The organism is Schleiferia thermophila (assembly GCF_003337435.1).
Classification (GTDB): domain Bacteria; phylum Bacteroidota; class Bacteroidia; order Flavobacteriales; family Schleiferiaceae; genus Schleiferia; species Schleiferia thermophila.
The window spans coordinates 53,852-80,366 of sequence record NZ_QPJS01000001.1 but is presented as its reverse complement, the minus strand read 5'-3'; the positions used below and the strand labels follow the sequence as shown (position 1 = coordinate 80,366).

Here is a 26,515-nt window from a genome sequence, read left to right as displayed (position 1 = left end):
CGGGGTGGACAGAAGGGCTGCCAAGACTGTCGGACGGGCGTTGGGGTCTTCTCATCGCTCATCGCTTTGGTAGACAGGTTTTCCTCTCTTAAAGGTCATTTGCACACGCGTGGCTGGTATTTCGTAGGCCTGACAGGTAAGCCAATTTTTGTCGAGCACTACCAGGTCTGCCAGCATTCCGGTCCTGAGGTCGCCACGTGTATGCTCCTGATGCATGGCATAGGCTGCCCAGCGGGTCATACCTCGGATGGCGTCGAGGCGGCTGATGGCTTGGTCGCCGAAAAATCCGCCCTGAGGCTCATGGTTTTCATTTTTTCGATAAGTGGCTGCGTAAAAAGTATAGATGGGCGAGATTTTTTCGACCGGAAAATCGGTGCCCAGGGCCAGCAATCCTGCTGCTTCGAGCAGAGACTTGTAGGCGTAGGCGGTTTTCAATCGCTCTCCCAGACGACGGGGAGCCCAGGTCATGTCGCTGGTGGCGTGTGTGGGTTGTACCGAGGGGATAATTCTGAATTCTTTGAAATACTCGATGTCGACGGGGTGTAGTACCTGGCAGTGCTCAATGCGCCAGCGCAGCTGGTCTTGGTCATATCCCTTCAGCAGGTCGGCGTAAATCCGGAGAATCAAACGGTTGGCACTGTCGCCAATGGCATGGGTAGCTACTTGCAGGCCATAGGAACGAAGCTTGTCAAAGCGCGATATGAAATATTCAGGGGATCTGAGCAATAGCCCGTAATGGTCGGGCTTGTCGGTGTAGGGCTTCAGCAAACATGCACCGTACGAACCCAATGCTCCATCGCTGTAAAACTTCATGCCCCGGACGGTCAGCTCACCTTCCTCAATGGGCCCGTGGGTCAGCAGCCATTCAAAGGTCTCATCGTCGTCGGCAGCCAGGATATTGAGTCCGATTCGGAGCTGGTTACTTCGATACAGGTCCCGAAGACCCTCAATCACAGCGCGCGGTAAGCCGGCATCGGTGAGCGAAGTGACGCCTGCAGCAAAGAGCTCCTGCTCGGCCTTCTGCAACTGAGGCAGCAGATCGCCTACCGACGGACTTGGGATTTGCACCAGCTTCATGGCCTCGTCTACGAGTACACCGGCAAATCGTCCGTTGCGCACTTCGATTTTTCCGCCGGACACTTGCTCCCGGCCGGTGATCCCGTGCTGCCGTGCTGCTGCACTGTTGATCCAAAGCGCATGACCGTCGATACGCATCAGATACACCGGCACTTCTGGAAAGGCCGAATCCAGCGCTTCCACACCCGGATACTGTCCATCAGCCCAGAGGTTTTGGTCCCAACCTCTCCCCGTAATCCATGGACCGGGATTCTGGGAATGAAACACCATCAGACGCTCCACCACCTCTTCCGGTGATTCACATCCCCTCAAATCGGCCGAGAGCATATTGACAGCCAATCCATAGAAGTGCGCATGAGCATCGATCCATCCGGGCATCACAGCCGATCCCTTGACATCGATGACCTCAGCTGCCTTCCAGTACTTTTTCAACTCCCTGTACCAGCCGATAGCAGCCAGCGTATCGCCAGCCATCACCACACAATCACCGTCCAACTGCCCATCTGCCGAAATCAGCACAGCATTGGTAAGTATGTATCCGGCCTGTTCTTTACGGCCACAGGCAATCATCAGTGGAGCCACCAGCAGCAGCCAGTTAAAGCGCTTCCAATGCAGCAGCAAGTTGTGCATCTCTGATAAAAAGTTTTGAATCCGACTGCGAAAATATCATCCTCAGGTAATACGGCGTCAGTACACCAGGTTTCAACCTGTGCAGGTACGAGACACCGGGCATACCGCCCCTGCAAAGAGCATAGCCCACCAACAGCCCGCTGTAAAAAGCCAGGTACGCCTGCACTCGGTCATCCGTATCGGTGAGTCTGAGCCATCCGGTCAGGTCTCTGTCTTGTTTTTTGGCAGTGCTCAGCTCATCCAACATTGCCTTGCAACGGGTATTGTGCACTTCATCATATACTGTCAGCCGGTCGGGCGATGCCCCGCAAAGGGAAGCATTCAGTTCGTATTGTCGCACCTTGCTGAGCAAAAACTGCCTGGCCTCCTGAAAACTGAAGAACTCAGCCAATGCCACCTGATGCTTTTGCAACTTATCGATGGCAAGGCGGATGTTGCCACGGCCATCCGTGTAGCTCAGCAGACCATACCGTGTCGGCAGTTTTCTCTGTGCACTGTTAAGCCGGGGCCAGAGACGCTGGATTTCCGCATCTTCTACGATCAATGCCAGCCATTCGCTGTATGTGACCTTCCAGTGCACTCTACTGGTCACCCGTCCTTTTTCGGTATCGTTAAAGTGCTGTTTCACCCGCTGAGCAAGATTTTTTGCCTTGCCTACATATTCGATTGTGCCCACCTCATTGACGAGGTAATACACCCCTGTGGCCGCCGGCAATTCATCGCCGGAACCATCCAATCGAAACCTCTTCAGATCGCCTGCTACCGGCATCCGGCCAAGTCGCTTGCCCAGGTCGCCAAACATTCGGATAAAAGCCCTTGCCGTAGCCAGTGCATCGGGCAGCGCCCGGTGCGGCCTTTCATTTTTGACTCCAAGCGCCGAACATATATACGCCAGCGATGACCGCTTTTCGCCATAGAGCCCTTTAAACAGTCTTGAGGTACACACGCGTTCGGCTCTCAGATGCAATCCTTGCCCTCTGAGAGCCTCTTTCACAAAACCGTAGTCAAACTCCACATGATGCGCCACAAAAATTTTGTCCTTCAGCATTTCAAAGATCCTCCCTGCCACAGCGCCAAAATCAGGCGCCACCGCCACCATCTCATGCGTAATGCCCGTCAGCCGCGCAATATCCGGAGGTATGGGTTCCGTCGGTTTCAGCAGCGAGCACCACCGTTCCAGCACCGAATGCCCGTCGGTCACCACAATGGCAATTTCGGTCATTGACGCCTTGCCCGGTTTAAGCCCGGTAGTCTCCACATCCACCACTGCATACAGCACAGTTTGTCAAAATTTTTGCCTGCTAAGGTATCAAAAGATAAAGTTTAAATTTGGGCGTGCCCCCGCGCGCCGGCTACCTGACGGCAGCCTTACCGCGCGGGGTCGGGCTGCTGCGGGGTGCGCTCCGCTCCCGTGCTGCGCACCGCCCTGCGGGCGCCCTCCGCATCCCTCACGCAGGTGCCTGTAGCTTAGGCACGCACGGCACTTCACAATGGTTCTCTGATTGCTGATGATTACTTTTTTATTATTCATCACCTGCAGCGTCATTCTTAGCTAAAAAATCTGGCCGATACCGTGGCGCAAAGACCGACCCCCTTTGGCTCCTACAGAGCTATTAACGTACCGCTCTCACAGAATGCTGACTGCGTCCCTTGTCCTGATAACAGCAAGCAAATCCCATAACAATAAACCAAGGACAAGATCGTGAAAAAAGGGAGGTCTATCGTTTTTTTGATGTTTTATTTTAATCACTGCTATTGCAAAAACCTCTTACCTTTACCTACATCATGGCTGCAGAGAAAATCGAAAAGAAAGTCTCCATCCAAAACCGCAGAGCTCGGTTTGAGTACGAAATACTGGACCGCTATACCGCAGGAATTCAGCTGCTCGGAACGGAAATCAAATCCATACGGCAGGGGAAGGTTAACCTTTCGGACAGTTATTGCTATTTCAAAGGCGATGAACTCTTTGTCAAAAACATGCACATAGCCGAATATTCGCACGGCAATATCATGAATCACGAACCTCTGAGGGAGCGCAAACTCCTGCTGACTCGTAGGGAGCTGCACAAGCTACGCGAACTCATTAAAAACCAGGGGCTGACCATCGTACCACTCTCCCTTTTTATCAACGACAGGGGCCTTGCGAAGATGGACATCGCTCTGGTGAGAGGCAAAAAGCTGTACGACAAACGCGAATCCATCAAAGAACGGGACCAAAAACGCGAAATGGACCGATTGAGACTATGACCCGCCTTCATCCCCTTCAGGTCCTTATTACAGCAGGTAATGAGGAAGCAAATATTGCCCGTGTGTTACAGTCAGTACATGGATGGGCAGATTCTATTTATTTGATGCTCGATGCCAGGTCCACGGATCGCACAGAAAGCATCGCCTCTGCCTATCCCGTCACCATTTTCAGACATCCCTACGATACGCCGGCCCGCCAAAAAAACCGGGCACTCGACCAAATGCCTTCTCAATGGACGCTCATTCTCGATGCCGACGAGGAGGTAACACAGCACCTCAGACAAGCTATCGACAGCCTACTTTCCCGTCCGGCTCCTCAGCACAAAGCCTACTGGATTCGCAGAAAAAATCAATTCATGGGTCGGTGGATCCGCTACAGTGGCTGGCAAGGCGACAGTGTCGTGCGCTTAATCCTCAATGATGGTACCTGCAGATACCCTGATGTTTTGGTCCACGAGGAAATGGAATGTCCTACCCCTATCGGCAGACTCGATGGCCATATATTACATTACACCTATCAGGGACTGGATCAATACATGAAAAAAATCCATCGCTACGCCTCATGGCAAAGCCAGGAACTTTACCGCAAAGGCACAAATCCTAGTATGTTTCACTTTGTTGTGAAACCCATGTTCAGATTTATAAAACACTACTTCATTCAATTAGGTATATTAGATGGTATTCCCGGGCTGGCCATCAGCACCATACAGGCCTGGGCAGTATTTGAGAGATATTTGAAATTGCGAGATCTTTACAATCAAACCAACGCTTCATGACGGCCATTTTTATTGCCTTGTTTCTATTCATTGTCACCACTTTTTCTCTGTTTGTACTGTATTTCTTCAAAGTGTACTGGCACTTGAAACTGCTGCAGCATCAGCAAAGCCAAAAGAAGCAATACAAAACCAAACCCGTATTCAGTCCTATAGATTTGGTGATCTTCGATTGGAAAAATCCAGAGGAAAGGGCAATCCGCTCAGAAGCATTGCTGATGTATCCATTGCTATTTCCGGTAGATATGGCCGAAAGCGACGATGAAAAAAGTATCCGAATAAAAAAAACCATTAAGCACTGGAATATTGCCATATATCTGGCTCTCATTGCATTATTTCTCTCCTATATATACCTGCAGAAGTCTGGGAAGGCGTGAATATGCCGGACTCCTTTTTCACGGCAATAAGTGCTCACAGCCTTGGTCATTTTTGGTTAGGGAGCTGAAATATTCAAACGTCTGAGCTCCAAAAGATTAATCGAGTTAATAGGTAGTTCGGCCGCTCTGCGGTGTACCAATCGCACCACCTGGTCGTACATCAGTGGTATCACCACTGCTTGTTCCATCAGCAGGCTATCCATGCGACTGATCAAATACAATCGGCGGTCAGCATCTGTAGTACGAGCCAATTCGTCATACCAGCGATCGAAATTTACATCGGTAAAGCGGGCATAATTTGGGCCGGCTGGCGGAAGGTTTTTGCTGTAAAACAAACTGAGATAATTCTCTCCGTCGGCATAATCCGCTATCCAACTACCTCTGTAAAACGTTACTGCCCCGGAAGCCATATTCTGACGTAAGTTGGATGGAGGTTGTACGTCTATCTGCAGCTGTATGCCCACTTTGGCAAGGTCTTGCTGAATGAGTTCGGCCATGTCTGCATAGGCCGCAGTAGTGTTTAATATCAGCCTTAAATCATCGGCAGGAATACCGGACGAGGATATAAGCTGCCTGGCCAATTCGGGGTTAAAGGATTCTCGATAGACAACTTGTGGATTAAGTGCCGGTGGTACAAAACCTTGCCTGGCAGGTATGCCCGCTCCATTACGCAAGTAAAGTACAATTGCTTCTTTGTTGATTGCCAGATTTATCGCTTTTCTAAGTCGCACATCGCTCCACGGATTGCTTTGTTCGGTTACTTTGGCATAGTTAAATGCCAAATACTCTGTATTCAGGTAATCAGCCTTTTGCAAGACAAAGCGCTTTTGATATCTGGGATTGAGCTGACCGAGTTCATTTAAAATTTCATCTTTGTAAGAAGCATCCAGTCCGCTGATCATATCAAGTCGTTCGTTGAGCAATTCCAGGAAAGCGCTTTGTTTTTCGGTTATAAAGCTAATACGTACGGCATCGAGATAGGGCAAGTGGTGACCATATTCATCGAGTTCGAAGTATTTTGGATTTTTTCGAAGGATCATTATTTCGTTGTCTTGCCAAAGTTTCAGATAAAAAGGACCCGTACCCACGGGGTTTTTACTCAACCATCCGGAAGGCTTATTACCTACTTCTGCCGGCACGATGCTGCAATATTTCATGGTGAGAATTCCGAGAAAAGGTGGAAAAGGCTTTTTCAGGGTAATGGTCAGACTGTCTTCGGTTACGGCTTCGATCTTGTCCACATAGTTCATAGTCCAGGAACCCGGAGCAGCTAGTCTGCTGTCGCTGAGACGACGCAGTGAATACACGACATCATAAGCATTGACCATTCTCGTGGATAGTGGATGAAAGAGATGGCTTTCGTGAAAATAGACTTCCCTCCTCAACTTGAAATGGTATTGAAGTCCATCATCGCTCATGGAATATTGTATTGCAAGCGAGGGCTTAATTTGAAGCTGGTCATCATATTCCACGAGCGTGTTGTAGAGTTGATGTACGACCCAAATGTTGTTTTGTGCCCTGGCAAAGGCCGGGTCGAGCGAACTGATTCCCGCTGACTCGTTGTAGCGAAATACGGAGTAGCTGCGTGTATTAGTATCCGTTTTTTGACAATTCGTTAAAGCACTTAAAAAGAGCAAAGCTGTGAAAAACAACCAACTGCATCTAAATGTTACCTTTGCGCTCATGAATACTACCGGATTAAAAGTTGCATTTCACACCTTAGGCTGCAAACTTAATTTCGCTGAAACTTCTACGATTGCCCGAAATTTTGTAGAAAGCGGTTTTGAGAAAGTAGGATTTGATCAGCCGGCAGATGTTTTTGTAATCAACACCTGCTCTGTCACTCAAAATGCGGACAATGAAACCAGGCAAATCGTACACCGCGCTCTCAGAGCAAATCCGGAAGGTGTGATAATAGTCATCGGCTGCTATGCTCAGCTGAAACCCGAAGAAATCGCCAACATTCCGGGAGTTGACCTCGTGCTTGGTGCTACCGAAAAATTCAATATTCTCAACTATCTGACCTCCCTCAAGAAAAGCGACAAAGGAAAAGTGCATTCCTGTGAGATATCAGAGGCCAATGTTTTTGTAAGCTCTTACAGCATAGGCGACCGTACAAGGGCATTTCTGAAAGTACAAGACGGATGCGACTACAAATGCTCCTATTGCACCATCCCTCTGGCCAGAGGCATATCCCGAAGCGACACATTGGACAACATCCTGACAAAAGCCCGTGAAATAGCAGGGCAAGGCATTCGCGAAATTGTGCTCACTGGAGTGAATACAGGAGATTTTGGCAAAGGAGAATTTGGCAACAAAAAACACGAGCACACCTTCATGGATCTCATCGCAGCCCTTGATGAAGTAGATGGCATTGACAGAATCCGGATTTCGAGCATTGAACCCAATCTGCTATCGGATGAAATTATACAATTTGTAGCCCAAAGCAAGCGTTTTGTGCCTCACTTCCACATTCCCCTGCAAAGCGGAAGTGACTACATCCTCGGCCTTATGCGCCGGCGCTACAAGCGCGCACTATATGCCGACCGGGTAGCACTCATTACCTCTCTGATGCCTGATGCCTGTATAGGGGCGGATGTAATTGTAGGATTTCCAGGTGAAACAGAAGCGCATTTCATGGAAACCTATGAGTTTATTAAAAGTCTTCCCATCTCGTACTTGCATGTGTTTACATACTCAGAGCGCGACAATACCCCTGCTGCAATGATGCCGGGCAAAGTTCCGGTTTCAGAGCGCAAAGGTCGAAACAAAATGCTGCGAACCCTGTCAGCTAAGCTGCAAAGGGCTTATTATGAAAGTCAGCTGGGTAAAATTCACACCGTGCTCTGGGAAACCGAAAACAAGCAGGGGTATATCCAAGGATATACGGAAAACTACATTCGCTGTAAGACCTTTTGGAATCCTCATCTGGTCAACTCTACTCAGCGCGTAGTGCTCAACTCTATAGATGAATCAGGGATTGTAAGAGTTGTTCCGGTGGATTCTCCCAGCTACCCACCTTCTCAAAAGGACAATCCAGTGTTTCAACCATTGGATGAAACATTGAGAGTGTAGATGGCCTTAGCTACTCTTCTCTCGGTTTTTTTTCCTGTTGAGTGTACAAAAATTCGTATTTCAATATCGCCTTTTTTGTCCTTGCGGTACACATAACTTCGTACGACGAGTTTCTGATTCCGAGGGGCAGGTTCCTGATTTTGGAGCTCCACATCCCTCAGCGTAAGAGGCTTTTGATACCTGTGGTGAAGCTCTGAGAGTTGATTTCTGTATTCACACTCGACGATCTTCAGAAGCTCAAGTAGTGAATACTGTTGATCAGCCGAAATTGGCCCTGAAGTCTCAGGTGGATAGATGCTGATTTTTTCGGTCTGGTGAATCATAGGCCCGTAAAATTGCGAAGGGCGCCTTTTTGGGGCGCCCTTCTGGTTAACTCTTCGATTTAAGTCTTGTAATTATGTGCCAAAATCCATCAACCGGGCGCCAAACAGTGGGTACAGGTGATTCATCATCACCTTATTATACCTGATATTTGGACACCAGATTGTTTGCATGGGACAAATGAAAATAAAATTCTTGAATATGACAATAGTAAATCAAAAATATTTTACCGATTACACATACGCTATGCTCCAATACGAAGGAAGGACTTTTAAAAATAAAAAGACCGGCCCATAGGCCGGTCAGAGTGTCGAATTCTCTATTGTATCATTACTTTACTTTTTCCACTACAGCTCTGAAAGCTTCTGGATGATTCATCGCCAGATCTGCGAGCACCTTCCGATTGAGGTCGATGTTGGCATTTTTCAGCTTATTGATAAAAACGGAATATGACATACCGTGCTGCCTCGCTCCAGCGTTGATTCTCATGATCCAAAGAGAGCGGAAATTTCTCTTTTTGGCTTTGCGGTCGCGATATTGATAGCTGAGTGCTTTTTCAACGGCGTTTTTGGCTACTGTCCATACATTTTTTCTACGGCCGTAATATCCTTTGGCGAGTTTAAGAATCTTTTTTCTCCTGGCTCTTGAGGCTACGTGATTTACTGCTCTTGACATGTGGATTGCGTTTTTTTGTGATAGGCGGCTTGATTTTCAAGCTCTTTAAAGGCCATGCACAGGGTTTTGAAACCGTGTTGGAAGTATTTAGATGCAGAGCATCAATTTGACATTGGGAAGGTCAGCCTTGTGCACAAAAGCGTCTTTGGTGAGCGCTCTTTTGCGGTCGGTGGCCTTTTTGGTCAGGATATGGCGTTTTCCTGATTGTTTTCTCTTGATCTTGCCTGTGGCCGTGATCGAGAAGCGCTTCTTGGCGCTTGATTTTGTTTTCATCTTTGGCATAACCAATCAGTTTTTATATGAGAATTCGACGGTTTATTTTTTCTTTTTAGGGGCTATAATCATTATCATTCTCTTACCTTCGAGCTTAGGCAATGACTCAACTTTTCCTACATCTTCAAGCTCCTGCGCAAGGCGAAGCAAAAGTATCTCTCCTTGTTCCTTATACACAATACTTCTGCCCTTAAAGAAAACATAAGCTTTAACTTTAGCGCCTTCTTCGAGAAAAGTTTTTGCATGTTTCTTTTTAAATTCGAAATCGTGGTCGTCGGTCTGTGGTCCGAATCGGATTTCTTTTACAATGATTTTAGCTGCATTTTGCTGAATTTCCTTTTGTTTTTTCTTTTGCTCGTACAGAAATTTCTTGTAATCGATGATTTTGCAGACCGGTGGATTTGCTTTTTCGGTAATCATCACTAGGTCAAGGCCTTGGTCTTCGGCCATCGACAATGCTTTTTGAGTGCTGTACACGCCGTTTTCTACGTTATCACCTACTAATCGTACTTGTGGCACAGTGATTTGTTCGTTAATTCTGAAGTTAAATGCGTCTTTCGACATTCGTATTGGATTGGGTTTTTAATTATTAAATTCGGGTATGAGTTTTTTAATTTCTTCTTCTATGTATTGGACAAAAGTAATCACGTCCATTGGTCCCAGATTGTAGCCTCCGTGTTTACGGATGTTCAGGTTGTTCTGTTCTTGTTCTATTTCACCTGCAATGGCCATGTAGGGTACTTTTGCTACTTCTGCATCGCGAATTTTTCGTCCGATTTTTTCATTTCGCTCGTCTATGGAGGCTCTTATGTTATGAGCTTCCAGTTGCTGCAATACCTGGGATGCATAATTGTGATATTTTTCGCTAACGGGAAGTATTCGGACCTGCTCCGGAGTGAGCCAAATCGGAAAATTGCCTGCACAGTGCTCAAGCAAGACTGCGACAAAACGTTCCAGAGAGCCAAAAGGTGCTCTGTGTATCATCACAGGTCGGTGCATTTGGTTGTCGGCTCCTTTGTATTCCAGCTCAAAACGTTCCGGCAGATTGTAGTCGACCTGAATGGTGCCTAACTGCCACATTCTGCCCAGAGCATCTTTTACCATAAAATCGAGTTTAGGGCCATAAAAAGCGGCCTCACCATATTCCATTATTGTGGGAAGACCTTTTTCTGCTGCAGCTTCGATAATGGCATGTTCTGCTTTTTTCCAGTTTTCTTCGGAGCCAATGTATTTGTCAGGATTTTCGGGATCACGAAGTGAAATCTGGGCTTTGTAGTCATTGAAATCCAATGCCTTGAAGATGTAGAGCACCAGGTCAATTACTTTCTTAAACTCGTCTTTCAGCTGGTCTGCTGTGCAGAAGATGTGCGCATCATCCTGGGTAAATCCCCTTACACGGGTTAGGCCGTGAAGCTCACCGCTTTGTTCGTATCGGTACACGGTGCCAAACTCTGCAAGCCGGAGTGGTAAATCTTTGTAAGAGCGAGGTTTTACTTTGTAAATTTCGCAATGATGAGGACAGTTCATCGGTTTCAGGAGAAATTCTTCTCCTTCTTCCGGTGTTGTGATGGGTTGAAAACTGTCCTTGCCGTATTTGGCATAGTGTCCGGAGCACACATAGAGATCTTTATGCCCGATATGTGGAGTAATGACCTGGAGGTATCCGGCTTTTTTTTGTGCATCCTGGAGAAATTTTACCAATCGCTCTCTCAAAGCAGCGCCTTTCGGAAGCCATAAAGGCAAGCCCTTTCCGACCCGTTGACTAAAGGCAAACAATTCCAGCTCGGCACCAAGTTTTCTATGGTCGCGCTTTTTAGCTTCTTCGAGTTTTTGGAGGTATTCGTCGAGCATTGATTGTTTGGGGAAGGATATTCCATAGACCCTGGTGAGCTGTTTGTTTTTTTCATTACCTCTCCAGTAGGCGCCTGCTGCGTTGAGTATTTTTACTGCTTTTACCAATCCGGTATTGGGAATATGTCCTCCCCGGCACAAATCGGTGAAATCGCTGTGGTCACAAAAAGTAATTGAGCCGTCTTCCAGATTTTCGATGAGCTCGGTTTTATATGGATTGTCTTTGTAGAAGGCCAATGCATCGGTTTTGGAGACTTTGCGCATTTTGAACTCAGCTTTTTCCTGAGCACGCCTGAGAATTTGTTTTTCAATTTTTTCAAAATCAGACTCTCCGAAGTCTTCCTCCCCAAAATCTATGTCGTAGTAAAAACCGTTTTCGATCGGGGGACCGATGGTCAGTTTAGCCTTTGGATAAAAATCCAAAATGGCCTGTGCCAGCAGGTGGGCTGAAGAATGCCAGAAGGCTCTTTTTCCCGCATCGTCATCCCAGGTAAAAAATTTTATCTGTCCACCCTCGTACAGCGGTTCATTCAATTCTATAGTTTTTCCATTAAGCTGTGCGGAAAGCACTTTTTTAGCCAATTGGTTGCTGATGTTTTCAGCGATTTGCAGCGCTGTGATGCCTTGTTCAAATGTTTTTTTGTTTCCGTCGGGGAATATTATTTCTATCATTTGCTCATTTAAGCGGCTGCAAAAGTATAGAAAATCATACAATTAAATGCGCAGAAACAGTCCATCACTGAAACAAATATTGCCATCCGAGCCGGACTTGCGAAGTCCATCTGAGTGGGTCCAGAGGATCTTCCTGGTCGATGAGCCAATATTGCACTTTAATCATGGATTTCCAACCGTTTAGCTGAAAGGCATAAGCTCCACCAAAGCGAACCATTTTACCTGCAATCAAATCGTTGAGCATTAGCTCTTCATAGCGCACTGAGAATATGGATTTCAGGGGTTTGGAAAAATAGTTTAACTGTCCGTACATCCCACCGCCCTGAAAGAACCCTCCAGTCTGCCATTTGGGCAAGCCCATGAGCATAAAGTTGTTTGAATCACGGGGTGTGGCCCTGTAATAATGAAATTCATATTGAGCCGAGAATCCCATCCACTGAAAGGCAAGGTCAAATCCATACACATATTTCTTTCCGTCAATGACTTTAACATTGTACTCTCCACCGGCTCCTCCGGGAAGGGTTCTGTTGCCTACCGGTTGCGACTTATCGGTATATCGGGCATTAAATCCCGCTGCAAACATGGGTACAGGAGTAATTCGATCGTCTATATCCCGATAGCGGAATCTGGAGGGATATGCAACTTCAGCCCTTCCGATATATTCCAGATTGCCCGAAGGGTCATTATCGCCTCGTAAACTGAGCTCTCCCAGACCGTTGTAGATGCCACCTTCAATTTTGACTCTTTGCCTCCAGAAGGTCTTGCTGAGAGAAACCCCGATATCCCTTCTTGAAAAAATATCTCCTCTTACAATTTCGGCCCGCTGCCAATAGGGGGTATATACAAAAGGCACCAGAGAGGAGCGCGAATAGGGCAGTTTTGTGTATCCAAACGTAAGATCAACAATACCAAGTCCTTTATAATGCACGTAGGCATCCATAATTCCAGGGTTTTCAGGATCTATTACTCCAGTGAGCGATTGGCCAATGTCCGAAAAGTCTACTTGCAGTTCGTATTCTATCGTTTTTTTATAGCGGCCTTCGATCTGCAATTGGGCATCGCGCAACCTAAATCTGTTTTTTCGAAGGTTGAGTTCCCCCTCCTTCATAAACCTGTGATTGTAATAGGTGGATATCGATCCTGTAATCTCTATGGTATGGTCGCCGTTGGTCATGGTAATCTGACCTGAGCTCAATCCGGGGAACCACAAAACGCAAATGCCAAAGAAGCGTAGAAATACCTTCATCAGTCGGGATTTTTGAAATAATACATTTTCTCACGGTCATCGCTGAGAATCCGAAAGGTGTGATCAGGCATCACTACGATCCCTTCTGGATTAATAACAGGAATTTTCCACGCTTTTAAGATATCGTAGTTGGTTGGTTTTATTTTAAAAATAGTGCGGTCTTCATCGCTGAGAAAATACAAGTAGCCCAAATGATACGTAGCTGAGGAGATATCGCGGGCACCTGTAAATCTTGTCATGTTTATTTTATTGAAATTTTGGTCAAATTCCATGATGATGATGGGATCTTTTTCAGTAATCAGAATAAATTTTTCCATATCGGGTATATATGCGATGGATTCGAAACTCTTGTTTCTGCCCCCGGCATAGGGGATATAGATTGTTTGAACCACTTCAAGGGATTTGGGGTCAATTTTCAGCACATTCCTATGGCGCTCTTCCACCACATACAGGTAATTGTCCACTAAAGTTATAGCTTCAAAATCAACTCCATCTATAGGGGCTTTTCTCAAAATTTTACCGTTGAGCGATGTCTCATACAGCTCCCCGTTATCACTTACGATGAAGAAACTGTTGTTCTCCGGGTAATAGACTAAATCGCTGGGTTCTGAAACTTCAATATAATGCGAAAGGAAAGGTTTGATTTTAACTGCATTAATTTTTTGCCCTGTACAAATCAGTATTGCAATCCACGCAATGGCTATTGATAGAAATTTTTTTCCGTTCATTTACCTATTATTAATAGAAATACTTATTGGTTGGGTGCACCTGGTGTCATGATCATCTCAAAATATGTAGTACCTACTCCATCGGGTCGTAGACCAATAGACCGGGTAAAATCATACGGTGTATAAGTCATCTGATCCACTATTACCAAGGTTTCTCCCGGATTGCTGCGGTAGGCAATAACAAAGTCTTCACCGGAAGAAGAAAGTCCAAATGAAGTATTGATGGACTGATTTTCAACACCTCTTGAATTGCAGAAAAGTATTAAAAACCCACGTGGAGGAATATACCAGTCCTTTTGTACTGCATATTTGGTCGGATTATTTTTACTGTCGCTTAGAAACGTTTTCCCTCCTTCCAGCATGACCCATTTGTTGAATGCCGGATTAAAAATTTCAACCCAGTCGTTGTTTTGACCAAATTCATCGGGCAGGGTACTTCCGCTGGCCACCAACTCATTGATGCGCAGTACGCCTTCAGTCAGCACTTTGACGGTATCGGCTAACGGCGGAGGTGGCGGATCACCTCCCGGGGCCAAAGGAAGTATTCTGTCTTTCAGACAGGATACCATTACAATAGACAATACGATTAGTCCAATTTTGATTTTCATCGAATGGATTTTCTACAAATGTATTTTTTCTTTGTTACCAAATCATTAAAAATCTACTCGATTATAAAAATCTGACTTATTTTCAAAAGTTGTCAAATTTTTTTGTGGAAAAAGCTCCCAAAATATGCAGATGTAATAGCTCATTCTCAATGATGATGACTTATGTAAAAGAGCAAAATAAACCTGCTTTTAGGCTAGTTTTTTGTTCAGGTGTAAATCATCTCCCACTACAATGAGATCTATTTTTTTAGAATTGGCTTGCAATCTGAAATCTTCTATTGATTCAAGCACATCTTGATGAATATATTTTGATCTGGATAAATCAATGATTACAGAAGCATTTTCGGGCATTTTTGCCAATAGATTTTTTACAGATGCTTTGTTTAAAAATGTTACTTGTTCGGCCATTTCAATATGAAACTTATCATCGTCGCCAATGACGATTGTAAATGGATTTTTATAGTCATTGTTCAATAAATAAAACATTGATACCAGCACCCCAAGTGCCACACCAATAAGCAGGTCAAAGAATACAACACCCATCACAGTAGCCATAAACGGAACAAAATGTTCCTTTCCTTTTTTATACATTTCCGTAAAGGCGGAAGGCTCTGCAAGCTTGTATCCGATGCGCATTAAAACAACTGCCAGCGAAGCCAAGGGGATCATGTTGAGCATATCGGCCAAAAATACCACAGCTAAAAGCAACCAAAATCCATGTAGTATCGCCGACAATTTAGTTTTTGCGCCAAATTCAATGTTGGCAGAGCTTCTTATAATCACTTGAGTAATGGGTAAAGCACCTACCAGACCTGCCACAATGTTACCTGCTCCTTGAGCTATCAGTTCTCTGTTTGGATTGGTCATCCTCCTGAGTGGATCCAGCTTATCGGTGGCTTCTACACATAGCAATGTTTCCACACTGGCTATCAAGGCCAGAAAAAATCCAATCGAAATGGTTTCCTTTTTGAAAAACGAAGAGAAATCCGGAGGAATAAAAATGGAAGGCAAATCATATAGTCCGTTTATTGATGGAATAGATACCAACTCACCAGGGTTCAATGTAAATGGTAATGCGCCTTTTTTAGAAAGAAAATGTATAAATACACTCAATATAATGACAAATAAAGGGCCCTGTATATAGGTAAAAATAAAGTGTTTTTTCAAGAGATATTTATCCCAAATCACCAATACGAATAGACTGATGATAGAAATAAAAATTGAGCCGAAACTGACAAATTCAAATGCATGTAAAAGATCCGAAAATGAGATTTCGCCAGTGAACTGAAAAAAGTTTTCATTTCCTTGTACATCTGCTGCCCAACCAACGGCATAGGGCAATTCTTTACATATGATAATGATTCCTATAGCTGCCAACATTCCTTTTATCACAGCGTTGGGAATAAAATATACCAAACTGCCGAGCTTAAATACCCCCAAAACAATCTGCAGACCACCTGCAATCAATACGCTAATCAAAAAGGATTCAAATGACCCCAAAGAAGCTACACCACTGAGTATGATCGCTACAAGACCAGCAGCAGGACCACTAACCCCAACCTTGCTATCGCTTAGCAGTCCTACGAGAACACCTCCGACCACACCCGACAAAATCCCCGACATCAAAGGTACTCCGGAGGCCATGGCAATACCCAGACAAATGGGTAGCGCGACGAAAAAAACGACTATGCTGGCCGATATATCAGCTTTCAAAGCATTGGTACGAGTACTCATCGTTTGGTGGAATAAAAGTATATACTGACTTCTCTTACTCAATACACAAAAGTCAGTTGTAAATCAGATTTTATTTATTGGTTAACTTCAGTAAGAAGGCAGACATTCCTGGCATCGTGGTGTTGACCGGGGAAATTCTGTAATACATCCCCACACCCAGATTGGACAGTACACGGTTGAGCTCCAATCCCACCTCCTGAAATATCCCCCTGGGAGCTGAAGTGTTTACCAGGAAGTGCACATCTGCCTGAGATTGCAATCCATACAAAACTCTATACACAACTTCAAGATGCGGCCGATTGGGTTTTCTTCCGAAGAGCATATTCCGGGTATCATACCTCAGAAAAGTCTGAAGGTATGTGTCCATCAGATACTCATTAAACAGCATGGTTTCAAAACTGCTACGGTCGGCAAGTGAAAATCGCCTGAATCTGTCGCTTTCACCATTGTAGAGATTAGCTCGCCCGGTGTAGAGGTATCCGTAAGGCGCCCCGCCCGATACATGACCGCCCGACACTTCGGCATACAGATATCCCGTTCGCATTCTTCCCCAGCGATGCAATATTTTGAAATCCAACTTTGCAAACTGAAGCTCTCCAGGGATAGAAGTTATCGATTGCATCCAGGTAAAGTAGTAGCGTGGATAGGTGAATCGTATGGTTTGTCGCCCAAGAAAGGTTTCGGTAACTACATCGTTTGGAGCAAACTCCATAGAAGATTCCAGAAAATGTATAGCAAGACCGTTGGTAAATTGTGCAATGTCCTTTTCGGGATAGTAAAAGTAGTAGTCCTGACCATGCTTTCTAAATTCTCTAACGTACCGTATTTGATTTTTAAATCTCGGCGTCCACTCCCATGCTGCATAGCCAAAGGCTGATGAAACATAATCCCAGCCGGTCGCATAAAATTTTCTGGCAGCTGACTCCAACACATTTCTACGGGTAGAAAAGGCAAAAAATGGCTGGCCGGCTTCCATCATATCATATGAATATCCTGCACCGATTACCACATTGTAAGGCTGATATAGCTGATATGATGCTTTGTAGCCAAATTTCCAAATGCGATCCCCCCATCCATAGCCGGCAAAACCTCCGGCTGTAAATCGCGGATGAAAGCGTTCGTTGGTCGATAGACCGATTCCTGTTCTTAATCCTTCAAAAAGATTGAAGCTGAGTATCCTATCCAATTCAAGATCGATAAATTTTACCCTTATCTTACCCTCTGTAAAAGCCTTTAGCCAGAGCAATCTTCTATCCAGGTTCAGCGCATCTCCCAGTGAATCAATGACTTCGTATGTGCGTTGTTCCATTTCTGTGAGTGGGTGAACGCGAAATTGACTCCAAAATACCGAATCCTTTTCAGCAGCATCCGGATTTATTCGGATATCGATGCTTCTGAAATCTTTAAACTTGAGCCCTGGGGAGAGATTCACGTAGCTGTGATAGGAGCGCATTCGACCATACAAATGCAACCCATTGACTGCCACATTTAAAATTTTAAAATCGCTGTTCAATTGCATAGGAAACCATCTTCCCTCTATCTTTTCGTACAATTGCTGTATGGATACGTTGAAATTTTGCTCCTTGCCCGGAGATGCTATTACATTGGATATTGCATAATCGGGAGTAGCAATGTAGAGAAGTCCTTTCATTCCTTTATGCTCGTGACTAGGACGCGGTCTGAATGAAATAATGAAGGTAGTATCCGCATTGGGCAAGTTGTACAAGGTATCTTCAATTAAATAGAAGTATTGTCTTTCAGCTTTTGGCGACAGGGGATTGTCCAGTGTGATGTTAAAGAGCTCAAATTCATCCTTGTAAAATGTAAAGCTCTGCAGTTGAGTAGCTAAGATGCTAAAGAGTGGGTTTTTTAGGCCAGAAATCCTGGAAGCAATAACTGTTTCATTTACTTTATTTGGCCTGAGATAGCGTCTTTCGGATACAGATTCCGAAAGAAAAAGGTACTGTTTTCCGGCTAATTCGATAGCTTTTAATGCAAATGAATCTATTTTATCAGGTGTAAGTGAATCGGTAATAGTTTTTAGATCATTGGTGTCAAATGACATTATGAACTTGTTGTACGCCTTGTAGCTAAACGATTCAAGGTTCTCCGGATCATTTTCTTTTCTGCGAGAAGAGGCTTGTCGAATGATACGAAGGGCAGGATTTTCACCTGGAAAAACATTCACCTCACCTAATACTTGGGGTGTAGGTTTAAGAGAAATAACACAATTGGATGAACATGTATAGTGCCGGATGTCAATTTCCTTACGCTGATACCCGGCATACGATATAATCAACACTGTATCTTGCGGAAGAAGTTTGAAGGCAAAACGACCTTCAATATCGCTTGTAACCCCCCTTTTGAAATCGCTGCTACTGATATGGCCAAATGGCAGCCTTTCGCCTGTAGATGCATCGACAAGCGTCCCCGAAAAATATTGGGAAGCTCCTTTTAAAACAACAAAACAAAAACAAGTAAGTAATACAAAAGCACGACGCATCTCAATGCTGCTGACCATTCAAAAATGGTATTAGCAGCGGCAGTTTTTCTTTAGTCATAGGCTTGTCCAGAAACATTTTTACCATTTTTGCGGCAGCGGCTTTTTCCCTGTCCTCCTCGTCTACTGAAGCTGTAAACATCACAATAGGAAACTCTAATCCCTTTTCTTTGAGCCGCTCGATAAAATCCCATCCACTCATGCCTGGCATATTCACGTCCAGCAAAATAAATCTCGGAGCAGCTTTTTGTTCGACAATAGCGTTGAATGCTTCCGCTGGATCGACAAAATCAATGACTTCAGTATCTGGAATGTTCATTGTAAAAACCTTTCGGCAAATGAGATTTTGAATCTGATCATCGTTGACGACCATGATTTGTTTTTTATTTGTCATAGCTAAGCAACTACCAGCGTCAAATTTAATTTTTTTATACAAAGTACCAATTGTCAGCTATTATTTTTTCAATAAAAAGAATTCTTTTAATACCGCTTGTTTTGCCAATTTATTTGGTAATCAAATTAAGGCACATTCTTTTTAACCTTGAAATTCTTTTATCAGAAAAGCCTGAAGAAATCCGCACAATTGCTGTCGGGAATCTCTCTTTTGGGGGTACTGGCAAAACTCCCATGGTGCAACTCTTAATTCAACTGCTTTCATCAGAATACCAAATTGCTGTATTGTCGCGAGGTTATGGTCGGACTACCAAAGGATTTCGAATCGTGGAGCCTGAGGACGATTACCAGGATGTAGGTGACGAACCTTTACTCATCAAACAAAACTTTCCCGATGTCCCTGTAGCCGTATGCGAAGATCGATTGGAAGGCATACGCAAACTAAAAGGTATGTATCCAGATCTGAACCTCATTATCCTGGATGATGCACTTCAGCATCGGAAAGTACATCCGGATGTTTCTGTATTGCTCACCACCTGGGACAAACCTTATTTTTCTGACTGTCTTTTTCCGGCAGGCACCCTCAGAGACCTCAAAGAACGCGCGAAAAATGTAGATGTTACAGTCATCACCAAGACGCCTGCCGATGCTTCAATACAGCGAAAAAAAGCATTGCAATCCATACACTCCAAATACTCCGGGTCTCCGGTATTTTTTTGTACCTTTATCAATACAATAGCTGCTCTACCGCACCCAACGCATCAAAAAGTTGCAGTAGTGAGCACAATAGCCAACCCCGATCAGATGGTCCAATCCGTTCGATTGCTTGGATTTTGCGTAAAAAAAATTTATCGATTCAAAGATCATCAGACAATCGATCCGGCAAAGTGGATTGAAATTTTGGAATATTGCATGAGATTTAATCTATTTTGCATTGTTACACAAAAAGAAAAAGTAAAATTGCCAAAAGAACTTTATCAGGCCTACAGGCACTTGATCGGAATTCTTGAGATAGAATTCGTAATTGAAAACAAAACTGAGTTTATAAACATTATAAAGAAAAAACTAATGCTATGAAGAACACATACTTCGTGGTTTTTTCAGTTCTTTTCGCACTGATTTTCTCGGTACATCTCAACTCAAATTCGAATGGAGCCTTTTCTGCAGGTTACACCGGAGCTCCTATAGACAATGGGTTGAATTGTTCGAGCTGCCACAGCGAACAGCCTGTGACAGGAACCAATTTAATTCAAACCAACATTCCAGCCAGCGGATATGAACCAGGATCCACCTACACCATCACCCTCAGCGCATCTCACCCGACTTTTAATCGGTTTGGATTTATGCTCACTTCCCAGACCAATACTACAGCAAATCCATCTTTTACAGGCACGTGGACATTGACAAACAATCAGACTCAGCTGAGAATCAACAACAGATACGTATCGCATACTTTTCAAGGTACTCAGGGCTCCAACAACAGCCGCACCTGGCAAGTTGACTGGACCGCTCCTCCGGCCGGAAGCGGAGAAGTGGCTTTCTACACGGCAATTAATGCGGTAAACGACAATGGCACAACCTCTGGAGATCAAACTATACTGGGCAGCCTGATTGTGCAGGAAGCGTCTCTCGGTCAGAGAGATTATAGGCCACCATTCCAGGTAAAGTTGTTTCCCAACCCTGCAACAAACGAGTTTGTCAATATCGTGTCGGATATACCTTTTACCGATGTGGAGATTTTTACCCTCGATGGACGCAGGATTCTGGAAAAGTACTTTAATAACCAAACAGAAATTAGTGTGCAGTTAAGTGGTCTGAAAACCGGAGTCTACTTGCTGAGGGTAAAAGGTCTAAATGGCAAAGAGGTCGTCCAAAAACTATGGATCCTGTAATTTTAGGTGAAAAGTATTGGACAGAAAGATGGAGCATCGGTCAAACCGGGTGGGATATTGGATATCCGTCGCCCGCCATTGTGGAATTTGTCTTTAACAACATTTCCAAAGATTCAAAAATACTCATCCCCGGCGCCGGCAATGCCTATGAAGCTGAGGCTCTTTATAAAGCCGGATACGCTGATGTAACCGTAGTGGATATATCCAAAGTGCCTTTGGAAAATTTGAAGAAAAGATTTCCAGGTTTTCCGGAGCATCGGCTTGTTCATTCTGACTTTTTTAATCTTCCAGAAGAGCAATATGACCTGATTCTGGAACAAACATTTTTCTGCGCTCTTAATCCATCGCTCAGAGACCATTATGTCAAAAAATCGTGGTCACTGCTCAGAAAAGGCGGCCAACTGGCCGGTTTGCTCTTTGATTTTCCACTCTCGAATGAAGGTCCACCTTTCGGAGGCAGTTATGAAGAATACATGAGCCGATTTTCTAAATTTTTCAAAATTCTTTCGCTTGAGAAAACTGATAAAAGTATTCCACAAAGGGCAGGAAAAGAGTTTTTTATTCATTTGCAAAAAATTTAGTTGAACAAACTAGCCATTCCAGCCTGTAGCGATACCATCAAGTGAAGGCCTCAAATTACCTTCGCGATGGTTTTTTATTGCCAAAGATGAAGGGATTTATAAGTATAGGTTTGCTTATTTTGAGCAATACATTTATGACACTGGCCTGGTATGGACATCTGAAATTTAAAGACCTGAAAGGATTTGAAAACCTTGGTATTATCTCGGTAGTCTTGATCAGTTGGGGAATTGCTCTTTTTGAATATTTCCTGCAGGTACCTGCCAATCGGATTGGATTCAGGGAATACGGCGGCCCCTTTTCGCTTCTTCAACTTAAAGTAATTCAGGAAGTAATTTCTATTACAGTCTTTCTGATTTTTGCTTTGTTGTTTTTCAAATCCGAACACCTCAGACTCAATCATGTAATTGCTTTTATTCTACTAGTGATTGCAGTATATTTGGTGTTTAAGAAATAACCTGGTCCATGAGAGCCTATTACAAGTCGCTATTTTTTTCGCTTTGGATTTTAGGATGTACATCGGTCACCGAGCCAGGTGAAGTATATGTTTTAGATAAATCAAAGTTTGATAAAATAAGACAATCGCCAAATGTATTGATATTGGATGTCCGTACCTTGGACGAATATAAAGCTGGTCATATTCCGGGTGCTGTCAACATTGATTTTTACAGTGATGATTTTGAGCAGAAAGTGAAGCAAATCAGAGGGTACGATAGCGTATTGGTGTATTGCGCCAGCGGTCGCAGAAGCACAGCGAGCATAGACGTATTGAAAAAAGCTGGATTTTCGTACATCGGAAATCTCGATGGTGGATACAACAAATGGTCAAGGAGATGAAAAAATTTGCTGTTGTAGTAATCGGAGCAATCGTACTTCTCTGCAACCAATGTGGTCAGAGAGCCGAGAAAGAGGAGACTAGCCAACTGTTTACCGGGCAGCCGAGGACAGATGCCCGGAAAATAGTGGGTATCATGCAGGAAGCACTGCTCAACGAATTGATGAAGGGGATGAAAGATGGAGACGCTTCAAAGGCGGTCGGGTATTGCAATGAAAGGGCATTGTTTGTCACGGATTCTCTTTCAAAACACTATGGCGTATTAGTCAGAAGAGTGGCACTGAGATACCGCAATCCCGCCAACAAACCTGATTCAATTGAATCTGCTGTACTCCAGCATATGGCAGAACTTTCGGCCAAGGGTCAGATACCACCGGCTCAGACCTTGGATTTATTCGATGGTTACATCCGTCATTTTGAACCGATCATCATGAAACCTTTATGTCTGAATTGCCACGGGATCCGGGAGCGCGGTGACATCGCCGATGCAACCATGGCAGAGATACAAAAGCGATATCCCGACGACAGGGCGTATGATTTTAACTTGAACGAACTCAGGGGAGCCTGGGTTGTATATTTATCTGCAGCTCCATCAGGCTCTGCATCAAGCTCTGAATGATCAATTTGCCATCTTTTCTCGCTTGCTTACCACGATGCTTTTCAGGTCGGGAAGGTCGATGTCGTCCAGGTCTAAGGAATTGAGAGATCTTCTCAGAAGATTAAGTGCAGCAAGGGCTGTTTTGCGAATATTGCGCATTCGATCGTTTCCAAAGCGAAACAGATATGCTCGAGTTTCGGTAGGTGTAGCAATCCCAATCCATACAGTGCCTACAGGCTTTTCAGGTGTGCCTCCATCAGGACCGGCAATACCGGAAGCACTCAAGGCATAGTCTGTGTTGAATACGGAACGTGCACCGTCAGCCATCTGAATCACTACCTGACTGCTCACTGCTCCAAAATTGACAATATCGTCGTGATTAACTCCCAGCGCAACTTCTTTGGCCATATAGTCATAGGCCACTACTCCACCCATGTAATAAGCCGAACTTCCTGGAACGCTTGTTATCAGATGTGAGATATACCCGCCGGTGCAGCTTTCAGCCAGTGCAAGGGTTTTGTGGTTGGTTTTGAGTAATTTGCCTACCACTACTTCCAGTGGCTCATCGCCCTCAGCGTACAAATCAGCCCCTAGCAATTCGCGTAATTTTTTGCTTTGAGCATCCAGTATTGCCTTCAGGTCTTCATTTTTTTTGCCTCTGGCGGTGAGTCTCAGCCGTACAGCGCCAGCCGATGGCAAATAGGCTAATTTCAGCTGTGGTGGCAGATTGAGTTCCCAGTTTTCAAGTCTTTTTGCGAGTATGCTTTCCGGAATTCCCTGTGTGTGAAAAACGGCATGGACAATCTGATAATCGGGTGTCAATTTCTCCCTGATAAAAGGCTGAATGTAGGATTCAAACAGGGCTTTCATTTCGTAAGGCACACCCGGAAGGGAAAAATAGTAAACTCCATTTTTTTCAAATTGCATGCCCGGTGCAGTGCCGTACATATTTTTCAACGGGGTACAACCCGATGGAAGCCAGGCCTGGGAAGCATTCAGTTCGTTGACTTCCCTATCCAGCTTGGTAAAAATGTTGGTAATATGTCGAAGGGTCTCTTCGTGAAAGATCAACTCCTGGCCGAAGTATTCAGCAAGGGTTTTTTTTGTGATGTCATCGCGCGTTGGTCCCAGACCTCCGGTCAATATTACCAGCTTTGTATCTGGATGAATGGAGTCAAGCGCTCTGAAAATTTCATCTCTGTTATCACCTATGGCTCTGCGTTGTATCACTTCGACTCCTGACTCATTGAGCTTTTGAGCTATCCAAGCCGAGTTGGTATCGATGACCTGTCCTATGAGCAGCTCATCGCCAATGGTTATGATTTCGGCCAACATCAGCGGACAATTAGTTTTTTGGAAATTCCTGAACCAGTTACGAGAAAATATACACCCGGGGACAAAGATGCCGGAATTTGAAGTTCCTGAGTTGTTTGGTTGTTTAAATTTTCAAATTCTGCTACAACTTGTCCTGTTATGCTGAGAAGTTTCACCTTCTGTCCCAGCTCCAAAGGAGCTTCGAAAATCACGATTCCACCGCGAAATACAGGGTTTGGATACACAGAAATCTCGGATGGGGTATTCCACTCATCCTGTCCGACCACCACATCCAAATTGATATCATCTAGATAAAAATTGTTGCCTCCACCGGATGTAAATTCCCATTTAAACATGATGTCCTCCGGAAAATTTGAATAGATCCCCAAAGGAACTGTTACTTCTTTCCACTCGCTGTTGTTGGTCGGCACGAAGGAGCCGGTAGGCATATCCGGTGCCGTGATGATTTGATTGCCTAAAACGGCTCTTCTCAGAATCCATGTGCGGCCGCAATTCAGTGAAATGTAAAACCGTAAGGCATCGTTGTTAGATGGATCTCGACGGGCGTAAGCATATCTGAAGCGCATCGTCAGATTAGTGGAAAACCTTACATCGACGGTAGGTGAAATCAGATTGTGCACAGTGCCTGCCATTGTGTCCGCATTGAGTATCCGGGCAGAGCGCAAATCATTGTAGCCTGCATTGGTGGCAGTAGTCCATGAATTTCCGGTGTTGTTTACGTCTTCAACAAACCAGTTAAAACTGGGCAACCAGGTGACTGAAAAATCTTCTTTCAGGAAGTTGCCGAAATTTGCTGGTTTGGGTCTTACTGTTATGTACTCATAATTCTTGAAAGTACTTGTGCCTGCGGCATTGGTCAGTGTGAGCTCTACTTTGTGCAAGCCTGGTTGATTGAAAATGACACTCGGGTTTTCATCACTGCTGGTAGAGGGGGTGCCTCCTGCAAAAGACCACGTACGCGATAAAGCCGGTCCACCGGCTGAGATGTCGATAAATTGTAATGTGTCCCCCAGACAAGCTACTCTGCGAGGAGCAAATCCAAATGCCTTCGGAGGGCATTGAGTGTTGTTGATAAGACCCACTCGCTGCAGATTGGCCTGTGAAACAAGTTCTGCTCTGTGAGCAAAGGTTGAAAGTACATTTCGCATGTAATTGCGCTGGCCAATGGTGAAAATGTTCATACAGTTGTCATTGGCATAATCCATGTAATTTTCTATCATATCGGGCAAATCGGGAACATCATTGGTGCAAGTATTCTTTTGTAAGTCGCATCCAAAGCTTTCATTAGCAACCGGAGGCGTGTCAGCGATATCGTCACCGCCAAAGCATCCGCCGTCAAAAGGGTGCTTGAGCCCGAGGAAATGCCCTACCTCATGGGTCAGGGTTCTGCCTCTGGTATTGGAAGTGCCGATGGTTCCTACTCGGTCGTGCCTGATGACAATTCCGTCATTTATACCGGGCTGATTAAAAAAGGGTCTGTAAGCATACCCCAGAACCGTACCTTGAGCGGGCTGATTGGGCAGTTGTATGTTTTTTACGACCCATATGTTCAGATACCTGCGGTTATTCCACATAGAGAGGTTCTTGACATTGTCATTGGCATTGTTAGTTAGATTGCTAAATATTCTATTGATCCCATCTGTACAATTGCCGAATGGATCGATGCTGGCCAACCTGAATTCTATCTCAACATCTGCTCCTAGAGGCTTGAAGATCGGTCTGGTATTTACAGTATCATTATTTCTTCGGCGAAAATCATCATTTAGTGCTCTTATGGCGTCCATGATTTGCTCCCTGGAGATGTTGCTGACAGCATCATCATAAATTACGTGAAATACTACAGGAATGATGATCAAATTATTTTGTGTGCGCTTGTGGATCATTTCATATTCCTGAGCTCCCTTGGCCAATATTTGGTCGTATTCTTCGATGAGTTCTTTCAGAGAAGGATTGTTGAGTACCAATTGTTCGGTCATATGATTGGTGCCACAGCGGTGAGGAAAATTTACCTGAGCACTTATCAGTACTGGCAAAAAGAGGAAACAAGAAACTATTTTCTTCATTATAAGTGTTAAATAATCTTATCTTTTTTACAA

General features: G+C 44.6%; 26 protein-coding genes. 10 read left to right on the top strand and 16 right to left on the bottom strand.

The window, feature by feature from the left end; genetic code table 11:
* Nucleotides 1-51: 51 nt before the first annotated feature.
* Together DES35_RS00360 and DES35_RS00355 are read right to left on the bottom strand one after the other, a co-directional pair.
* Complete coding sequence (locus DES35_RS00360; protein ID WP_051889456.1) at nt 52-1,707, bottom strand: amidohydrolase; 1,656 nt, start codon at nt 1,705-1,707, stop codon at nt 52-54.
* On the bottom strand, nt 1,673-2,986 hold the full coding sequence (locus tag DES35_RS00355) for an exonuclease domain-containing protein (RefSeq protein ID WP_114365506.1): 1,314 nt from the start codon (nt 2,984-2,986) through the stop codon (nt 1,673-1,675). The genes DES35_RS00360 and DES35_RS00355 overlap by 35 nt, the downstream gene beginning before the upstream one ends.
* Before the next feature lie 506 nt (nt 2,987-3,492).
* Here DES35_RS00355 and smpB point away from each other — a divergent pair.
* The 3 genes from smpB to DES35_RS00340 are packed head-to-tail and all read left to right on the top strand — an operon-like array spanning nt 3,493 to nt 5,104.
* The gene (smpB, locus tag DES35_RS00350; protein WP_037360792.1) at nt 3,493-3,954 is read left to right on the top strand and encodes an SsrA-binding protein SmpB; all 462 of its coding nucleotides are present in this window, start codon (nt 3,493-3,495) and stop codon (nt 3,952-3,954) included.
* Nucleotides 3,951-4,730, top strand: a complete 780-nt coding sequence (locus DES35_RS00345; RefSeq protein WP_037360720.1) for a glycosyltransferase family 2 protein — start codon at nt 3,951-3,953, stop codon at nt 4,728-4,730. The genes smpB and DES35_RS00345 overlap by 4 nt, the downstream gene beginning before the upstream one ends.
* Complete coding sequence (locus DES35_RS00340) at nt 4,727-5,104, top strand: hypothetical protein (protein WP_037360722.1); 378 nt, start codon at nt 4,727-4,729, stop codon at nt 5,102-5,104. Before DES35_RS00345 ends, DES35_RS00340 begins: the two co-directional genes overlap by 4 nt.
* A 56-nt stretch (nt 5,105-5,160) precedes the next feature.
* Here DES35_RS00340 and DES35_RS00335 read toward each other — a convergent pair whose 3' ends face one another.
* Nucleotides 5,161-6,789: an ABC transporter substrate-binding protein gene (locus DES35_RS00335; protein ID WP_114365505.1), complete on the bottom strand. Its 1,629-nt coding sequence runs from the start codon at nt 6,787-6,789 to the stop codon at nt 5,161-5,163.
* On the opposite strand from DES35_RS00335, the gene mtaB reads away from it, so the two are divergent.
* Nucleotides 6,788-8,179, top strand: a complete 1,392-nt coding sequence (mtaB, locus tag DES35_RS00330) for a tRNA (N(6)-L-threonylcarbamoyladenosine(37)-C(2))-methylthiotransferase MtaB (RefSeq protein WP_114365504.1) — start codon at nt 6,788-6,790, stop codon at nt 8,177-8,179. The genes DES35_RS00335 and mtaB overlap by 2 nt on opposite strands.
* Here the strand turns inward: mtaB and DES35_RS00325 are convergent.
* From DES35_RS00325 to DES35_RS00275, 11 genes are all read right to left on the bottom strand, one after another.
* On the bottom strand, nt 8,149-8,502 hold the full coding sequence (locus DES35_RS00325) for a hypothetical protein (RefSeq protein WP_037360727.1): 354 nt from the start codon (nt 8,500-8,502) through the stop codon (nt 8,149-8,151). The two genes, mtaB and DES35_RS00325, sit on opposite strands and share 31 nt — an antisense overlap.
* 328 nt (nt 8,503-8,830) lie before the next feature.
* Nucleotides 8,831-9,175: a 50S ribosomal protein L20 gene (gene rplT / locus DES35_RS00320; protein ID WP_037360730.1), complete on the bottom strand. Its 345-nt coding sequence runs from the start codon at nt 9,173-9,175 to the stop codon at nt 8,831-8,833.
* 87 nt (nt 9,176-9,262) lie between these two features.
* Entirely contained in the window at nt 9,263-9,457 is a 195-nt protein-coding gene (gene rpmI, locus DES35_RS00315) for a 50S ribosomal protein L35 (protein WP_037360733.1), read from the bottom strand.
* 33 nt (nt 9,458-9,490) lie between these two features.
* Nucleotides 9,491-10,012, bottom strand: coding sequence for a translation initiation factor IF-3 (infC, locus tag DES35_RS00310; protein WP_051889458.1), 522 nt, complete (start codon nt 10,010-10,012; stop codon nt 9,491-9,493).
* Nucleotides 10,013-10,030: 18 nt separating this feature from the next.
* The gene (gene thrS, locus DES35_RS00305; protein ID WP_037360736.1) at nt 10,031-11,971 is read right to left on the bottom strand and encodes a threonine--tRNA ligase; all 1,941 of its coding nucleotides are present in this window, start codon (nt 11,969-11,971) and stop codon (nt 10,031-10,033) included.
* Nucleotides 11,972-12,035: 64 nt separating this feature from the next.
* Nucleotides 12,036-13,217, bottom strand: coding sequence for a porin (locus DES35_RS00300; RefSeq protein ID WP_084180228.1), 1,182 nt, complete (start codon nt 13,215-13,217; stop codon nt 12,036-12,038).
* Nucleotides 13,217-13,945, bottom strand: coding sequence for an SdiA-regulated domain-containing protein (locus tag DES35_RS00295; protein WP_037360743.1), 729 nt, complete (start codon nt 13,943-13,945; stop codon nt 13,217-13,219). The genes DES35_RS00300 and DES35_RS00295 overlap by 1 nt, the downstream gene beginning before the upstream one ends.
* A gap of 23 nt (nt 13,946-13,968) precedes the next feature.
* Nucleotides 13,969-14,553 carry a hypothetical protein gene (locus tag DES35_RS00290; protein ID WP_037360746.1) on the bottom strand — a complete coding sequence of 195 codons (585 nt, stop codon included), beginning with the start codon at nt 14,551-14,553 and terminating at the stop codon, nt 13,969-13,971.
* A gap of 189 nt (nt 14,554-14,742) precedes the next feature.
* Entirely contained in the window at nt 14,743-16,287 is a 1,545-nt protein-coding gene (locus tag DES35_RS00285; RefSeq protein WP_037360749.1) for a SulP family inorganic anion transporter, read from the bottom strand.
* Between the two features lie 70 nt (nt 16,288-16,357).
* Complete coding sequence (locus DES35_RS00280; RefSeq protein WP_114365503.1) at nt 16,358-18,808, bottom strand: DUF5686 family protein; 2,451 nt, start codon at nt 18,806-18,808, stop codon at nt 16,358-16,360.
* Complete coding sequence (locus tag DES35_RS00275; protein WP_125039384.1) at nt 18,792-19,223, bottom strand: response regulator; 432 nt, start codon at nt 19,221-19,223, stop codon at nt 18,792-18,794. The genes DES35_RS00280 and DES35_RS00275 overlap by 17 nt, the downstream gene beginning before the upstream one ends.
* Nucleotides 19,224-19,231: 8 nt before the next feature.
* On the opposite strand from DES35_RS00275, the gene lpxK reads away from it, so the two are divergent.
* The 6 genes from lpxK (at nt 19,232) to DES35_RS00245 (ending at nt 23,105) form a co-directional block, all read left to right on the top strand.
* Nucleotides 19,232-20,257, top strand: coding sequence for a tetraacyldisaccharide 4'-kinase (lpxK, locus tag DES35_RS00270; RefSeq protein ID WP_114365502.1), 1,026 nt, complete (start codon nt 19,232-19,234; stop codon nt 20,255-20,257).
* Nucleotides 20,254-21,072, top strand: coding sequence for a choice-of-anchor V domain-containing protein (locus DES35_RS00265; RefSeq protein ID WP_037359571.1), 819 nt, complete (start codon nt 20,254-20,256; stop codon nt 21,070-21,072). The genes lpxK and DES35_RS00265 overlap by 4 nt, the downstream gene beginning before the upstream one ends.
* Complete coding sequence (locus DES35_RS00260) at nt 21,060-21,653, top strand: methyltransferase domain-containing protein (protein WP_037359573.1); 594 nt, start codon at nt 21,060-21,062, stop codon at nt 21,651-21,653. Before DES35_RS00265 ends, DES35_RS00260 begins: the two co-directional genes overlap by 13 nt.
* Before the next feature lie 86 nt (nt 21,654-21,739).
* Nucleotides 21,740-22,108, top strand: a complete 369-nt coding sequence (locus tag DES35_RS00255) for a DMT family protein (protein ID WP_037359576.1) — start codon at nt 21,740-21,742, stop codon at nt 22,106-22,108.
* Between the two features lie 8 nt (nt 22,109-22,116).
* Nucleotides 22,117-22,488, top strand: coding sequence for a rhodanese-like domain-containing protein (locus tag DES35_RS00250; RefSeq protein WP_114365501.1), 372 nt, complete (start codon nt 22,117-22,119; stop codon nt 22,486-22,488).
* Nucleotides 22,485-23,105: a Tll0287-like domain-containing protein gene (locus DES35_RS00245; RefSeq protein ID WP_160171988.1), complete on the top strand. Its 621-nt coding sequence runs from the start codon at nt 22,485-22,487 to the stop codon at nt 23,103-23,105. The genes DES35_RS00250 and DES35_RS00245 overlap by 4 nt, the downstream gene beginning before the upstream one ends.
* Here DES35_RS00245 and DES35_RS00240 read toward each other — a convergent pair whose 3' ends face one another.
* Both DES35_RS00240 and DES35_RS00235 read right to left on the bottom strand, forming a co-directional pair.
* The gene (locus DES35_RS00240) at nt 23,106-24,419 is read right to left on the bottom strand and encodes a competence/damage-inducible protein A (protein WP_084180185.1); all 1,314 of its coding nucleotides are present in this window, start codon (nt 24,417-24,419) and stop codon (nt 23,106-23,108) included. It abuts the gene before it with no gap.
* Entirely contained in the window at nt 24,419-26,482 is a 2,064-nt protein-coding gene (locus DES35_RS00235; protein WP_114365500.1) for a M43 family zinc metalloprotease, read from the bottom strand. The genes DES35_RS00240 and DES35_RS00235 overlap by 1 nt, the downstream gene beginning before the upstream one ends.
* Nucleotides 26,483-26,515: the final 33 nt, after the last annotated feature.